Raw genomic sequence first — 14,330 nt, 5'->3', positions numbered from 1 at the left:
GGAAGGGCCGCACGCGGCGGCCCGACGGTCAGGCATCGAGGCGTTTGGCACCGACTTCCAGGCCCGACTTCAGGCTGGCTTCGACGAATTCGTCGAGGTCGCCATCGAGCACCTTCTGCGTGTCCGAACGTTCGATGCCGGTGCGCAGGTCCTTGATACGGCTCTGGTCGAGTACGTAGTTGCGGATCTGGCTGCCCCAGCCGATGTCGGACTTGGTCGCTTCCACCGCATCGCGCTCGGCGTTGCGCTTCTGGATTTCCAGCTCGTACAGCTTGGCGGCCAGCATCTTCATCGCGTTGTCGCGGTTCTGGTGCTGGCTGCGGCCAGTCTGGCAGGCCACGACCGTATTGGTCGGAATGTGCGTGATACGCACCGCCGATTCGGTCTTGTTGACGTGCTGACCACCGGCACCGGACGAACGGTACACGTCGGTACGCAGGTCGGCCGGGTTGATGTCGATCTCGATGTTGTTGTCCACTTCCGGCGACACGAACACCGAGGTGAAGCTGGTGTGGCGGCGGTTGTCCGAATCGAACGGCGACTTGCGCACCAGGCGGTGCACGCCGGTTTCGGTCTTCAGCCAGCCATAGGCGTAGTCGCCTTCCACCCGCAGCGTGGCCGACTTGATGCCCGCGACGTCGCCGCCGGACACTTCCATCAGTTCGGTCTTCCAGCCGCGCGATTCGCACCAGCGCAGGTACATGCGCAGCAGGATTTCGGCCCAGTCCTGGGCTTCGGTGCCGCCGGCACCGGCCTGGATGTCGACGAACGCCGGGGCGTTGTCCATCTTGCCGGAGAACATGCGCTGGAACTCCAGCTGTTCGACGTGCTTCTGGTACTTGTCCAGGTCGGCGACCACGGCCAGGGCGGTGTCTTCGTCCTGTTCGCTCTCAGCCAGTTCCAGCAGTTCGTTGGATTCGGTCAGCCCGTCCAGGATGGTGGCGATGCCGCCGACCGTCTTCTCCAGGCTGGAACGCTCGCGGCCCAGGGTCTGGGCGTATTCGGCGTTGTTCCAGATGTCGGGGTTTTCCAGTTCCCGGGTTACTTCTTCCAGACGCTCTTTCTTGGCGTCGTAGTCAAAGATACCCCCTGAGCGAGACCACGCGATCGGTCAGATCGGTGATTCGCTGGCGCACGGGATTGAGCTCGATCATATCGGCGGTCATGAAGGCTTGGGACAAGAGGCGAATTGTAGCGCAGAGCAGCCTGTTCATGTTTGGGGCCCGAAGGCGGGTGGACGGCGTTCAGGGCCAGTGCGTTCCATGGGTTCCTGCGGGCCGGCCAACGGCCGGCGCTACCGGGTTGCGTCCTGCATGCCAGGTGGCGGGCGCTCGCCCGGCATCGGTTGGACGCGGCGCGCCCGGTAGCGCCGGCCGTTGGCCGGCCCAAGGGGCCTGTCACCGCACCTCGAACTCGCCCACCAGCACGGTATCGGCACTGTCCTTCAGGCGCATCGTGACCTGCTGGTCCTGCTGGCGGCGGCTGCCCCAGTGCGTGCTCAGGCGCAGGGTCAGCGTGGTCGCACCCGTCACCAGCTGTTCGCGGCTGCCGAAGTAGTTCGCCTCCACCTTGTACCGGCCGGGCTTTGCCTGGCGCAACGAGAACTGCTCGGGGCCGTAGCCACCGGTGAAGTCGCGCGACATCTGCCCGCCCTGGAAGGTCAGCCGGTTGCCGTAGTACGCGCGCTCGCCATTGGGGTCGGTCACCCACAGGTCCATGTCGCTGTTGTCGCTGTCCCAGCTGAGCACCACGCGCAGGTCCAGCGGCATCGGCCGGCGCAGGCGCGGGTCCACGGCGCGGGCATCCACCCCGGTGCGCGCCAACAGCGTGGTCAGCTCGTCCAGCGCGATCAGCGAGATGCCGTCGAAGCGCTCGTCCCACGGCCGCACCACCACCTCATTGAACGCGGCCAGCGCCGCCTGCGGCTGGTGGTCGGCTTCCAGCGCCAGGGCCAGGTCCCGGAAGCTCTGCGGCTCTTCCTCGCCCAGCGCCAGCACGTCACGGAACACCGGTACCGCCAGCGCCGGCGCCTTGGCCTGCATCAACCGGTAGCCCAGCACGCGCAACACGTGGCGGTTCTCCAGCTGCATCTCGGCCAGGTTGGACAGCACCCGCAGCGCCAGGTCGCGCTGGCCGTGGGCGAACAGCATGTCGGCCACGTCCAGGTAGAAGGCACTGCTGTCGGCGTGCTGGTCACGTTCCTGCAGGTACAGCGCGTACACCGCGTCCGGTCGTGCCGCGCGCAACCGGCGGGCGTAGGCCGAATCCGGTGCCCACGCGGCGACGGTGATGCGCAGCGCACCCTGGTTTGCCCGGTCATCGGCATCGGCTTCCACCGCCCTATCGGACGCAGCATCGGCCTGCGCGCGCGGGGCGGCGTTGAGCGGCGCGGCCTCCGCCCGCTCGCGCTGCGCGCTGTCGGCGGCCAGCATCCTGGCCGGCGCGGGCGGTGCCGGCGCGGCAGCCGGCATCGGTGCCATCAACTGCCTGTTCGACGCCGCCGCCGGAGGTGCGCCTTTGGGCCAGGCCCGGTTCCACCATTGCTCGCGTTCGGCGAACTGCCGGGCCAGCGTGTCCAAACGCGCGCGGCGGGCGCTGGCCTCGTCATCCAGCTTCACCGCGTGCAGCCGGTCGTAGTCCCGCTGCAGCGGGGCAGCCGGGCGAATGCCGTAGCGCAGGTAGTCGTCCAGCGTTTCCAGCACCAGCAGCGAGGTATCGGGGCCCACCAGCCCGAAGCGCTGCGACAGTGACTGGAGTGCGGCACGGTTGCCTGCCGGGTCTGCGGCCAGCTCGCGACGCCGGGCGTCTGCCCAGGCATGGGCGACCAGTGCACCGCCGGTATCGCGCGCCTGCGCCAACGGTATCGTCAGCGCCTTGTGGCCACCGCCTGCAGCCGGCACCTGCAGCCGCAGCACGCCGTTCGCGTTCTGCATCCGGGCCAGCACGCGCACCCAGCCCTGGCCGGCGCGGTCGGCATCCACGATCAGCTCGTCCACCCCATCGCCTTCGGCCTGCACGCTGCCCGGGTTGTCCCGCAGCAGCCGCGCTGCCATCGCGTCCACATCCTGGCTGCCGTTCAACACCAGCAGCTGCCCCTGCCCTGCACCCACCCACGCACGCAGGCGGTCGCTGTCGGTGCGCGCACCGGCGCCACTGAGCGCATACAGGCGCTGGTTCGCACGCAGTGCGGGGCGCTCGCGCCTGCCGTAGTTGGCCAGGCCATCGCTGACCAGCAGGTACTCGTCGATATCAGGCTGCGCGGTCCAGTCGCCCAGCGCGCTGGCACCGTCGTAGGGCAAGGCCTCCAGGTACCTGCGCAGCGCGCTCCAGTCGCCGTTGCGGATCGCGAAACGACGGGCCGGCTCGGCGCGATCGCGCAGCACGGTCAGCTGTACCTCGCCATTGCCGATGGCGGCGACGTAGCGCCCCAGCACGGCCAGTTCCGCAGCCGTGTCGCGATGGCGCGCCGATCCGGACGCATCCCACAGCACGCCGACGCGATGCGGCAAGGTGCGTTCGCGGGCCTGCACCGGCACAGGCACCTGCACCATCACATAGGGGTCGCCATCGAAGTCACCCCGCACCGCATCGACCCCGCGCGGCAGCGGCAGGGTCCAGCCCAGCTGATCCGGCAACTGCCTGCCGCTGCCCTGCCACTGGGCGCGCCAGGCGCCGTCGCGCAGGGCCAGGGCGAGCGTCGGCGGTCCGTGCGTCACCGGTACGCCGGTGGCGACCGCGTCCAGCTGCAGCTGTACCGCGTTGGCCTGGCCCACGAACTGCAGCGGCAGCGTCCAGCGCAGGCCCTCCCTGCCCACCGGCAGGGCCTCACGCACGGTCAGCGCGACCCGGCGCGTGCCCAGCGCTGGAATGGGGTAGATGCGCAGGCGGAACTGGTTGCCGGCGGTCTGCTCCAGCAGGCCCGGGTCGACCCGGCGCCGCTCGATCGCCTCGAACACCTGCCGTCCCTGCGCCTTGGGCACGGGCACCGCATCGCGCAGCACGCCGTCGATATCCAGCGCGAACGCGGTCACCTGCTGGCCCTCGGCCAACGGGAATTCCAACGCTCCCTCCAGCACGCGCCGGTTCGGGTTGCGGAACACCAGTTCGATACGGGTCTCGGCCAGACCGGCCGCCACATGGCTGTCGATGCGCGCCTGCTCCAGCTGCACCGGCTGTTCCGCACCGGACACCTTCAGCAACGGCTCGACCAAGCGCTGCGCTGCCGCCGTCGGCACGCCCGCTCCCCCGCCCACCCACAGCAACAACCCCAAGCCGATACCGCGCAACACGCTGTCCATGTGACGCTCCTGATCCGATGACGAAGGGTTGAACGCACCAGCACCGGAAACGGGGTTGGACAGCACGCCCCCTGCTGGTCCACGATCCCTCCCCCATGGAATGTTGCAGAAGAAGGATGTCCGCATGCGCCTGTCCCTGATCCCCCTGCTGCTTGCCGGCCTGCTCCCGCTCGCACACGCTGCGCCGGCCGGCGCGATCACGCCCGGCGTGGCATTCAGCCATGAGGACTGGACCTTGGCCTGCGACAACACCCGCACCTGCCGGGCGGCCGGGTACCAGAACGAGGACGCCGGCGGCGATCCGGTCTCCGTGCTGCTCACCCGGCGTGGCGGGCCAGACCAGCCGATCGGGGCCGAGCTGATGCTGGGCGAGTACGAGGAAAGCGACCTGCCGGCCACCGTCACCCTGCGCATCAACGGCACCGCGCTGGGCACCGTGGCGGACACCACCCGTTTCTCTGCGGCGCAGGTGACGGCACTGCTCAAGGCGCTGGTGAAGGACAGCAGCATCGAGCTGATCGGCGACAACGGCCGCCAATGGACCCTCTCCGACCGTGGCGCATCGGCGGTACTGCTGAAGATGGACGAATACCAGGGTCGGCTCGGCACGCCGGGCGCGATCCTGCGCAAAGGCAGCCGCGCCGAAGCCAGCGTGCCCGCCTCGCTGCCGGTACCGGTGGTGACCCTGCCACCACGCGTGGCCACGCGCCCGGCCGACCAAGCGCTGGCCAACGCCCCGGCGCTGCGCGCTGCACTGGCCGCCGCGACCTCGCAGGACGACTGCGAAGCACTGCACCCCAGCGAGGGCACCTATCCCGACGAAGACCCCCAGGCGATCGAGGTCAAGCGCCTGGACAACCGCCGGCTGCTGGTGTCCATGACCTGCTGGCGCGGCGCCTACAACGCAGGCAGCGGCTACTGGGTGGTCAATGACCACGCCCCCTACCAGCCGGCTTACATCACCAACCTGGGCGTGGACGACGACGTGCTGACCATCTCGTCCTCGCACAAGGGCCGCGGGTTGGGCGACTGCTGGTCCAGCGCCAGCTGGGCGTGGAACGGCACTGCTTACGTCAAGACATCAGACAGCACCACCGGCCTGTGCCGGCTGGTCGCCGCAGGCGGTGCCTGGGACCTGCCCACGCTGGTAACCAAGGTGAAGGAGGCTCCCTGAGCCGCCCGCAGGATCAGAACGGGAACACGGTCGAGGTTGCCTGCGCGGCATTGAACAGGCGCTGCAGCAGCAGGTAATCGCCCTCGGCACTGTCGTTGGTGACAAAGCGATGGGCCTGCTGATCCATGCCGCCTCGATAGAAGACCATGAACTGGTTGGCTTCCAGATTCCGGTTGAAGTCGTGCCGAACCGTCATGCTGAACTCCGGTGTTCCCACCGAGACATCGTCACCCTCCGCATCGAACAGCCACACCAGTTCGCCAGCCTCCGTCTTAAGGAGGACCTTTTCCAGGAACGTCAATAGACCGGTCGGCAACATCATTCTTCCACTCCTCTTCGTTACAGCGTCTCCACGCTTGACTTGATCCTGACCAGATAATCGCTGAGCGTATGGCGGGCCTCCCGGCTCATCGTCGCGCTTGCCGTGTTATGGATTGCCTTCAGGATGATCATTTCCGCATCGTTCAACAGGGGCGTGAGCGAAGGGTGCTGGGTGAGGTCCTTCGCGTACCGCGCATCCAGCCGCGCCAGGAAGCGGCGCGCCATCTGCAGTGCCCTCAAGGCCGCACTATAGTCTTTTCGCTGAACTTTCGAGCTCACGTCATCTATCAAAGAGATGACTTCGATAGCTAGAACCTTTGCTTGCTGGTGCGCGGCACGCGCAAAGGCCTTCCTTACTGCCTTTCCAGCGGTTCCGGCATGCACGATCTCCCCAATGGCAACGACCAGCGCCACCAATGTCGCGCCTCCGCACCAGTAGTTGAACACGTTGATGCTGTCGGAATTGCCCCACTCCCCCTTCAGATGGACGAGCGATGCGCAGACCAACAGCGTGGCAACCAGGTAGGTCCAGCGAACATGCGACATGTCTTTCGCCACTCCCCAAGCCAAGATGGCGGGCAATGGCGTGACACTACGTGTCTCGATCCGGCGCCACAGTAGGCGCAGTCCCAATCACGCGTCGGCGCAGTGCTCGATGATCAGCTGGATCGCACCGCCGCCGCGGTAGTCGTCGCTGACCAGGCGATAGGCGATGTGCACGTTGTTGGCCGGCGCATTGCCGCGCCAGCCACTGAAGTGGATCGCGTTGATCGGCTCGGCGCGACCCGGTACGCGCAGGCTGAGCTTGAGATGCTTCTCCTTCAGCACCTGCCAGCGGGCCACCTGGAAGTGACCATCGAACAGCGGCTCCGGGAAGCCCTGCCCCCATGGGCCGGCCAGGCGCAGCGCTTCGGCGTGCTGGAAATCCAGCTCGGCCGGGGCAAGTTCACCATCGCTCATCAGCAGCTGCTGCAGCGAGGCCGGATCCATGCTGGCTTCGACCACCGCAATGAAGGCGTGCTGGAATTCCTGCAGCCGCGCGTGCGGCAGGCTCAGGCCGGCGGCCATTGCGTGACCACCAAACTTGTCGATCAGCCCCGGGTGGGCGGCGTTGACCAGCGCCAGCGCGTCACGGATGTGGAAGCCGGCGATCGACCGCGCCGAACCGCGCAGCGAATCGCTGCCAGGTTCGGAGGGCGCAAACGCAATCACCGGTCGATGCAGGCGATCCTTCATCTTCGACGCCACCAGGCCCACCACGCCCGGATGCCATTCGGCATCGAACAGGCAGGCCGCGATCGGGCGCTCGCCTTCGGCAGTCAGCACCGCACGCGAGACCGCGAGTTCCGCGTCATCGGTCATCAACTGCTGCACGGCACGCCGCTCGGCGTTGATCTGTTCCAGCGTCTGCGCGATCTCCCGCGCCTGGCTGCGGTCCTCGGTAAGCAGCAGCTCGATGCCCAGCGCCATGTCCTCCAGCCGCCCGGCGGCGTTCAGGCGTGGGCCAAGCGCGAAGCCGATATCCGTGGCACTCAGCCGCGCCGCATCGCGGCCACTGGCCTCGATCAGCGCCTGCAGGCCCACGCAGCCCTGCCCGGCCCGCAGCCTGCGCAGGCCGGCAGCAACCAGCGCCCGGTTGTTGGCGTCAAGGGCCACCAGATCGGCCACGGTGCCGACCGCGACCAGGTCCAGCAGCGTCAGCAGATCCGGTTCCGCACCTGCGGCAAAGGCGCCCTGCACGCGCAGGTGCCGCCGCAGCGCCATCAACACGTAGAAAATCACCCCCACCCCGGCAAGGGCTTTGCTGGGGAATGCATCGCCGTTGATGTTGGGGTCCACGATGGCATCGGCCGGCGGCAGCTGCTCGCCGGGCAGGTGGTGGTCGGTGACCAGCACTTTCCAACCGAGCGCTTTGGCTGCGGAAACGCCGGCATGGCAGGCAATGCCGTGATCGACCGTCACCAGCAGGCCGGGCTGCAGCGGGGCCAGTTCGGCCACCAGTGATGGCGACAGGCCATAGCCGTGCAGCATTCGGTTGGGTACCGCATGCACGACGTCGCGCGCGCCGAGCATGCGCAGGCCGCGCACGCCGACCGCGCAGGCCGTGGCGCCATCGCAATCGAAGTCGCCTACCACCAGGATGCGCTCGCCGGCGGCAATCGCCGCGGCCAGCAGGTCCACCGCCGCCTGCATGCTGCCCATCAGCTCCGGCGGATGCAGCTGCGCCAGCTTCGGCTGCGCCTGCGCCGCATCGACGACGCCGCGCGCTGCGTACAGGCGCTGCAGCAGCGGCAACATGTCGCCGGGCCAGTCGCCGGGCACGGCAACAGGACGGCGTTGGATCTGGAGGGAATCAGCAGGGGTCAAGGCGGGCTCTATAAACAGCGCGAACGCCGATGGCCACCATGATACCCGTCATCAATCGTGCAGCTGCACCGGCTTCTTCCAGAACCGCCAGCGCTGGCCCTTGTCCAGCTCGAAACGGGCGCCGTCCTCGAAATCCAGCACCAACCGGCGCAGCTCGCCGCGCTGCAGTGCCGACAACAGCGGCCGGATCGCATCGTTGCCCAGCTGCTCCAGCGAACGCAGCTGGCGCAGGTCCACCAGCGCATCCACCTGCTGGTCACCGTCGGCCTGCACGCCCGCCGCCTTGGCCAGCGCCTGCAGCAGCGCATCGCGGCTGCGCACCTGCGCATGCGCGGTACGCACCGCCCCGGGCAGCTCGCCCCCGCCCCAGAACCACAGCGAGTTCACCGCGCGCTTGCCCGCCACCACGCGCTGGGCGTTCCACGGGTGCTGATGCAGCACCACCTGCGCTTCGGTCAGCAACGCGCGCCAGCGGCGCCCGGCATCGCCTTCGGGCAGGAACGCAAACAGGTCATCGCCCAGCACATCGTCCGGGGCGGCAAACGCGGGCAGCGTGGTGCCCGGCGGCAGGCGCAGGTACCAGCGTGACGGGGTCGGCGCGTCCAGGCTGAACCCATAGCCGGCGAACAACGGCTGCAACGCCGGCAGCAGTGCCGCCACATCCTCCGCGTCCAGGCGCAGCGTGTCGCCGTGGCCCATCATCCGTGCGCCATGCATGTCCGGCACCACGTTGGCCGGGTCGGCGCGCAGCCACACGCCATCGTGGGCATCGCCCACGTCGAGCTGACGGGTCAGCGCGGCCACCGGCCACTCGCCCGGCTGCAGCTGGAAATGCCGCTGCAGCTGGGCGCGTTCACCGGCATCGACATGGCTGCGCTCGGCGCGGCCGAGCGCCTTGGCCACGTCATCGGGCAACGCCGCCGCCGGGAAGCGGCTGCGCGCCGGCAGCAACAGGGTTGCCGTGGCCATGGTCGGCTCAGTCCAGGTACTGGACGCTGACGATTTCGTACTCGCGCTGGCCCGCCGGCGCGTCGATGACGATGCTGTCGCCTTCGTTCTTGCCGATCAGCGCCCGCGCCACCGGCGAGGAGATCGCGATCAGGCCCAGCTTGATGTCGGCCTCCAGGTCGCCCACGATCTGGTAACGCTTCTCTTCGTCGCTTTCCACGTCGGCCAGCTCGACCGTGGCGCCGAACACGACCTTGCTGCCGGCGTTGAGCTTGGTGATGTCGATGATCTCGGCATGCGACAGCTCGCCTTCCAGCTGCTTGATGCGGCCTTCAATGAAGCCCTGCTCTTCGCGCGCGGCGTGGTATTCGGCGTTTTCCTTCAGGTCGCCATGCTCGCGCGCTTCGGCGATCGCGGCGATGACCTTCGGGCGCTTGACCGACTTCAGGTGGTCGAGTTCCTCACGCAGGCGCTGCGCGCCCTTCAGGGTGATCGGGGCTCTCATGCATTCAACTCCTTGTGCAGCTCCTGCAGCGACCAGACCGGGCCGGTACCGCGGAATTCCAGGGATTGCACCAGCGCCTTGGCGCCGGCAATGGTGGTCGAGTAGGTCACGCGGTGCTGCAACGCTTCCCGACGGATCGAGAACGAGTCGTTGATCGCCGCACGACCCTCGGTGGTGTTGACGATATACACGATGTCGCCGTTCTTGATCGAATCGACGATGTGCGGACGGCCTTCCACCACCTTGTTGACGATCTCGCAGCTCATGCCATGTTCCTGCAGCCACGCGGCGGTGCCACGGGTGGCCACCAGCGAGTAGCCACGCTCCAGCAGCGCCTGCGCCACCGGAAGCACGCGCTTCTTGTCCGGGTCGCGGACCGACACGAAGGCCTTGCCCAGCGGCGGCGCCTTGATGCCGCCGGCTTCCTGCGCACGCGCGAAGGCGGCGCTGAAGCTGCGGCCCACGCCCATCACTTCGCCGGTGGAGCGCATTTCCGGCCCGAGGATCGGGTCCACGCCCTGGAACTTGGCGAACGGGAAGATCGCTTCCTTGACCGAGTAGTAGTCCGGCACGATCTCCTTGGTCGCGCCCTGCTCGGCCAGGGTCTTGCCGGCCATGCAGCGCGCGGCGATCTTGGCCAGCGCCATGCCGGTGGCCTTGGACACGAACGGCACGGTACGCGAGGCACGCGGGTTCACTTCCAGCAGGTACACGATGTCCTGGCCGTCGTCGCCGGCCTGGATCGCGAACTGGGTGTTCATCAGGCCGACCACGTTCAGGGCCTTGGCCAGCTCCACCACCTGGCGGCGCAGCTCGGCCTGGGTCTCGGCCGACAGCGAGTACGGCGGCAGCGAGCAGGACGAATCGCCCGAATGCACGCCGGCTTCCTCGATGTGCTCCATCACGCCGCCGATCAGCACGTTGCCGTCCTTGTCGGCAATGATGTCCACGTCCACTTCCACGGCGTTGTCCAGGAAGCGGTCCAGCAGCACCGGCGAATCGTTGGACACCTTGACCGCGTCGCGCACGTAGCGCGCCAGGTCGGATTCACCGTAGACGATTTCCATCGCACGGCCGCCCAGCACGTAGCTCGGGCGCACCACCAGCGGGTAGCCGATCTCGCGGGCCAGCAGCAGGGCTTCCTGGTCGTTGCGGGCGATGCGGTTCGGCGGCTGCTTCAGGCCCAGTGTGTCCACCAGCTGCTGGAAGCGCTCGCGGTCCTCGGCCAGGTCGATGGAATCGGGCGAGGTGCCGATCACCGGCACGCCATTGGCTTCCAGCGCGCGCGCCAGCTTCAGCGGGGTCTGCCCGCCGTACTGCACGATCACGCCCTTGGGCTGTTCCAGCTCGACGATTTCCAGCACGTCTTCCAGCGTCAGCGGCTCGAAGTAGAGGCGGTCGGAGGTGTCATAGTCGGTCGAGACGGTTTCCGGGTTGCAGTTGACCATGATGGTTTCGTAACCGTCATCACGCAGCGCCAGTGCCGCGTGCACGCAGCAGTAGTCGAACTCGATGCCCTGGCCGATGCGGTTCGGACCGCCGCCCAGGATCATGATCTTATCGCGGTTGCTCGGCGCCGCTTCGCATTCGTCCTCGTAGGTCGAATACAGGTAGGCGGTGCTGGTACCGAATTCGGCCGCGCACGAGTCCACGCGCTTGTACACCGGCCGCACCTTGTGCGCACGGCGCAGCGCGCGCACGGCCGCTTCATTGGTGCCGGTCAGCTCGGCCAGGCGCGCATCGGAGAAACCGGCGCGCTTGAACTTGCGCAGGCGCGCGGCGTCCAGCGCGTCGATGCCTTCGGCGGCCACCTGGGTTTCGGCCTGGATGATCTCTTCGATCTGGTCCAGGAACCACGGGTCGATATGCGACAGCGTGAACACCTCTTCCACGCTGAAGCCGGCGCGGAACGCATCACCCACGAAGAACAGGCGCTCCGGGCCCGGGGCCTTGAGTTCGCGCTTGAGCGTGGTGATGTCGTCTTCGTTGGCCAGGTCCAGGCCGGTCGGGTCGAGGCCGATCTTGCCGGTTTCCAGGCCACGCAGGGCTTTCTGCAGCGATTCCTGGAAGGTGCGGCCCATCGCCATCACCTCGCCCACCGACTTCATCTGGGTGGTCAGGCGGGCATCGGCGGCCGGGAACTTCTCGAAGGCAAAGCGCGGGATCTTGGTGACCACGTAGTCGATCGACGGTTCGAACGAGGCCGGGGTCAGGCCGCCGGTGATTTCGTTCTTCAACTCATCCAGGGTGTACCCCACCGCCAGCTTGGCGGCGACCTTGGCGATCGGGAAGCCGGTGGCCTTGGAGGCCAGCGCCGACGAACGCGACACGCGCGGGTTCATTTCGATCACGACCACGCGGCCGGTGGTCGGGCTGATGCCGAACTGCACGTTCGAGCCGCCGGTATCCACGCCGATCTTGCGCAGCACGGCGATGGAGGCATCGCGCAGGCGCTGGTATTCCTTGTCGGTCAGGGTCTGGGCCGGGGCCACGGTGATCGAGTCACCGGTGTGCACGCCCATCGGGTCCAGGTTCTCGATCGAGCAGACGATGATGCAGTTGTCGGCGGTGTCGCGCACCACCTCCATCTCGAATTCCTTCCAGCCCAGCACCGATTCTTCCACCAGCACTTCGGTGGTCGGCGACAGTTCCAGGCCGCGGGTCACGATATCGACCAGCTCTTCGCGATTGTAGGCGATGCCGCCACCGCTGCCGCCCAGGGTGAAGCTGGGGCGGATGATGGTCGGGTAGCCGACGCGGGTCTGGATCTCGATGGCTTCTTCCAGGGTGTGCGCGACCGCGGCGGTCGGGCATTCCAGGCCGATCTCGCCCATCGCCACGCGGAACAGCTCGCGGTCTTCGGCCATGCGGATCGCATCGCGCTTGGCGCCGATCAGCTCGACGTTGTACTTCTCCAGCACGCCGTTGTCGGCCAGGTCCAGGGCGCAGTTCAGCGCGGTCTGGCCGCCCATGGTCGGCAGCAGTGCGTCCGGCTTTTCCTTGGCGATGATCTTTTCGACCGTCTGCCAGTTGATCGGCTCGATGTAGACCGCGTCGGCCATTTCCGGGTCGGTCATGATCGTGGCCGGATTGCTGTTGACCAGCACGACGCGGTAGCCCTCGTCGCGCAGGGCCTTGCAGGCCTGGGCGCCGGAGTAGTCGAACTCGCAGGCCTGGCCGATGACGATCGGGCCCGCGCCGATGATGAGGATGGTCTTAAGGTCAGTGCGCTTTGGCATTGTCTTCTCTAGGTCTGTACAGCGTGTCGGGGGTGATCGCACGCTGTCGATCAGGAAACTTCAGGGCTGCAGCGCCGCGCCGAAGGCAGCGGCGGTGCAGGTACACGCGGTCCGTCGCGCTGCCGCCGGTCAGGCCTTGGCCTGCGCCATCAGGGCAATGAAGCGGTCGAACAGCGGGCTGACATCGTGCGGGCCCGGCGAGGCCTCCGGATGGCCCTGGAACGAGAACGCCGGCACGTCGGTGCGGGCGATGCCCTGGTTGGTACCGTCGAACAGCGAGCGGTGGGTCGCCCGCAGGGTGGCCGGGAGCGTGGCTTCGTCCACCGCGAAACCGTGGTTCTGAGAGGTGATCATCACCCGGCCGTCGTCCAGGTCCTGCACCGGGTGGTTGGCGCCGTGGTGGCCGTGCCCCATCTTGACCGTCCTGGCGCCGGAGGCCAGCGCGAGCAGCTGGTGGCCCAGGCAGATGCCGAACACCGGCAGCTGCTTGTCCAGGAAGACCTTGATCGCCTCGATGGCGTAGTCGCACGGTTCCGGGTCGCCCGGGCCGTTGGACAGGAACACGCCGTCCGGGTTCATCGCCAGCACCTCGGCGGCCGGGGTCTGCGCCGGTACCACGGTGATGTCGCAGCCGCGCTCGGCAAGCATGCGCAGGATGTTCAGCTTGGCGCCGAAGTCATAGGCCACCACCTTGTACTGCGGGGCGGCGCTGACGAACGTGTTCGAATCCAGGTCGAGCTGGCCCTCGTTCCAGCTGTATGCCTTGTCGGTACTGGTCACCTTGGCCAGGTCCATGCCCTTCAGCCCCGGGAACTTGCGCGCCGCTTCCAGCGCCACGTCCACGTTGATGTCGTCGCCGGCCATCAGCGCGCCGTTCTGGGCGCCGCGCTCGCGGAGGATGCGGGTCAGCTTGCGGGTGTCGATGCCCGAAATGGCGACCACGCCACGCTGCAGCAGCCAGTCCTGCAGCGACACCTGGCTGCGCCAGTTGCTGGGACGGCGCGGCACGTCGCGCACGATCAGGCCGGCCGACCACACCTTGCGGGCCTCGTCGTCCTGGTCGGTCATGCCGGTATTGCCGATATGCGGGTAGGTCAGCGTGACCATCTGCCGTGCGTAGGAGGGATCAGTCAGCACTTCCTGGTAGCCGGTCATGGCGGTGTTGAACACCACTTCACCGACGGACAGGCCGGGCGCGCCTACGGATTCGCCCTCGAATACGGTGCCGTCTTCGAGGACGAGGATTGCGGCTTGGGTCACGGGAATCTCACTTTGGCTACCGAGGGGGTCGCCGAAGTCACGCCTCGCTTCACGGAAAAGCGGTTGCAAAAAAGCGCGGACTGCGGTGCGGGACCGGTCCGGCTGTCGTGATTCGGCGAGCGGGAATTGTAATGGGAAGGGCACCCCGACGCCAGTGGTTGTGCGTATTCAGCGCGCCGCGGGCGATCAAGGTCCGCGCGGGCACGCGTGGCGGGCCT

At 67.6% G+C, this 14,330-nt stretch carries 10 protein-coding genes; 1 reads left to right on the top strand and 9 read right to left on the bottom strand.

Going from position 1 to position 14,330, the window contains the following annotated elements; all coding sequences use genetic code 11:
• Window positions 1-28: 28 nt before the first annotated feature.
• Together prfB and ACIGII_RS03905 are read right to left on the bottom strand one after the other, a co-directional pair.
• Window positions 29-1,154, bottom strand: a protein-coding gene (gene prfB, locus ACIGII_RS03910; RefSeq protein ID WP_399634256.1) for a peptide chain release factor 2 whose coding sequence is annotated in 2 segments (ribosomal slippage) — window positions 29-1,078 and window positions 1,080-1,154 — 1,125 coding nt in all. Because the reading frame shifts where the segments join, the coding sequence is not laid out codon by codon here.
• 243 nt (window positions 1,155-1,397) lie between these two features.
• A complete protein-coding gene (locus ACIGII_RS03905) occupies window positions 1,398-4,298 on the bottom strand; it encodes a VIT domain-containing protein (RefSeq protein ID WP_399657411.1) in 2,901 nt (966 codons plus the stop codon).
• 124 nt (window positions 4,299-4,422) lie between these two features.
• Between ACIGII_RS03905 and ACIGII_RS03900 the strand changes: the two genes are divergently transcribed.
• Window positions 4,423-5,472 (top strand): DUF1176 domain-containing protein, encoded by a 1,050-nt coding sequence (locus tag ACIGII_RS03900; RefSeq protein WP_399634182.1) that lies wholly within the window; start codon window positions 4,423-4,425, stop codon window positions 5,470-5,472.
• A 13-nt stretch (window positions 5,473-5,485) separates the two neighbouring features.
• Here the strand turns inward: ACIGII_RS03900 and ACIGII_RS03895 are convergent, their stop codons facing one another.
• The 7 genes from ACIGII_RS03895 to carA all read right to left on the bottom strand — a co-directional run bounded on the left by ACIGII_RS03895 (window position 5,486) and on the right by carA (window position 14,112).
• Entirely contained in the window at window positions 5,486-5,794 is a 309-nt protein-coding gene (locus tag ACIGII_RS03895) for a hypothetical protein (protein ID WP_399634184.1), read from the bottom strand.
• Window positions 5,795-5,811: 17 nt separating this feature from the next.
• Entirely contained in the window at window positions 5,812-6,339 is a 528-nt protein-coding gene (locus ACIGII_RS03890; RefSeq protein ID WP_399634185.1) for a hypothetical protein, read from the bottom strand.
• Between the two features lie 87 nt (window positions 6,340-6,426).
• Window positions 6,427-8,091: a single-stranded-DNA-specific exonuclease RecJ gene (gene recJ / locus ACIGII_RS03885; protein WP_399634258.1), complete on the bottom strand. Its 1,665-nt coding sequence runs from the start codon at window positions 8,089-8,091 to the stop codon at window positions 6,427-6,429.
• A gap of 120 nt (window positions 8,092-8,211) precedes the next feature.
• Window positions 8,212-9,129 (bottom strand): phosphoglycerate mutase, encoded by a 918-nt coding sequence (locus tag ACIGII_RS03880; RefSeq protein ID WP_399634187.1) that lies wholly within the window; start codon window positions 9,127-9,129, stop codon window positions 8,212-8,214.
• A gap of 7 nt (window positions 9,130-9,136) precedes the next feature.
• Complete coding sequence (greA, locus tag ACIGII_RS03875; RefSeq protein ID WP_399634260.1) at window positions 9,137-9,601, bottom strand: transcription elongation factor GreA; 465 nt, start codon at window positions 9,599-9,601, stop codon at window positions 9,137-9,139.
• An 8-nt stretch (window positions 9,602-9,609) separates the two neighbouring features.
• Window positions 9,610-12,852: a carbamoyl-phosphate synthase large subunit gene (gene carB / locus ACIGII_RS03870; protein ID WP_399634189.1), complete on the bottom strand. Its 3,243-nt coding sequence runs from the start codon at window positions 12,850-12,852 to the stop codon at window positions 9,610-9,612.
• 129 nt (window positions 12,853-12,981) lie between these two features.
• Window positions 12,982-14,112, bottom strand: a complete 1,131-nt coding sequence (carA, locus tag ACIGII_RS03865) for a glutamine-hydrolyzing carbamoyl-phosphate synthase small subunit (RefSeq protein ID WP_399634191.1) — start codon at window positions 14,110-14,112, stop codon at window positions 12,982-12,984.
• Window positions 14,113-14,330 lie beyond the last annotated feature (218 nt).

The organism is Stenotrophomonas sp. NPDC077420 (assembly GCF_044543385.1).
Classification (GTDB): domain Bacteria; phylum Pseudomonadota; class Gammaproteobacteria; order Xanthomonadales; family Xanthomonadaceae; genus Stenotrophomonas.
The sequence above is the reverse complement of the archived record's forward strand: the minus strand, read 5'-3'. Positions and strand labels throughout refer to the sequence as shown.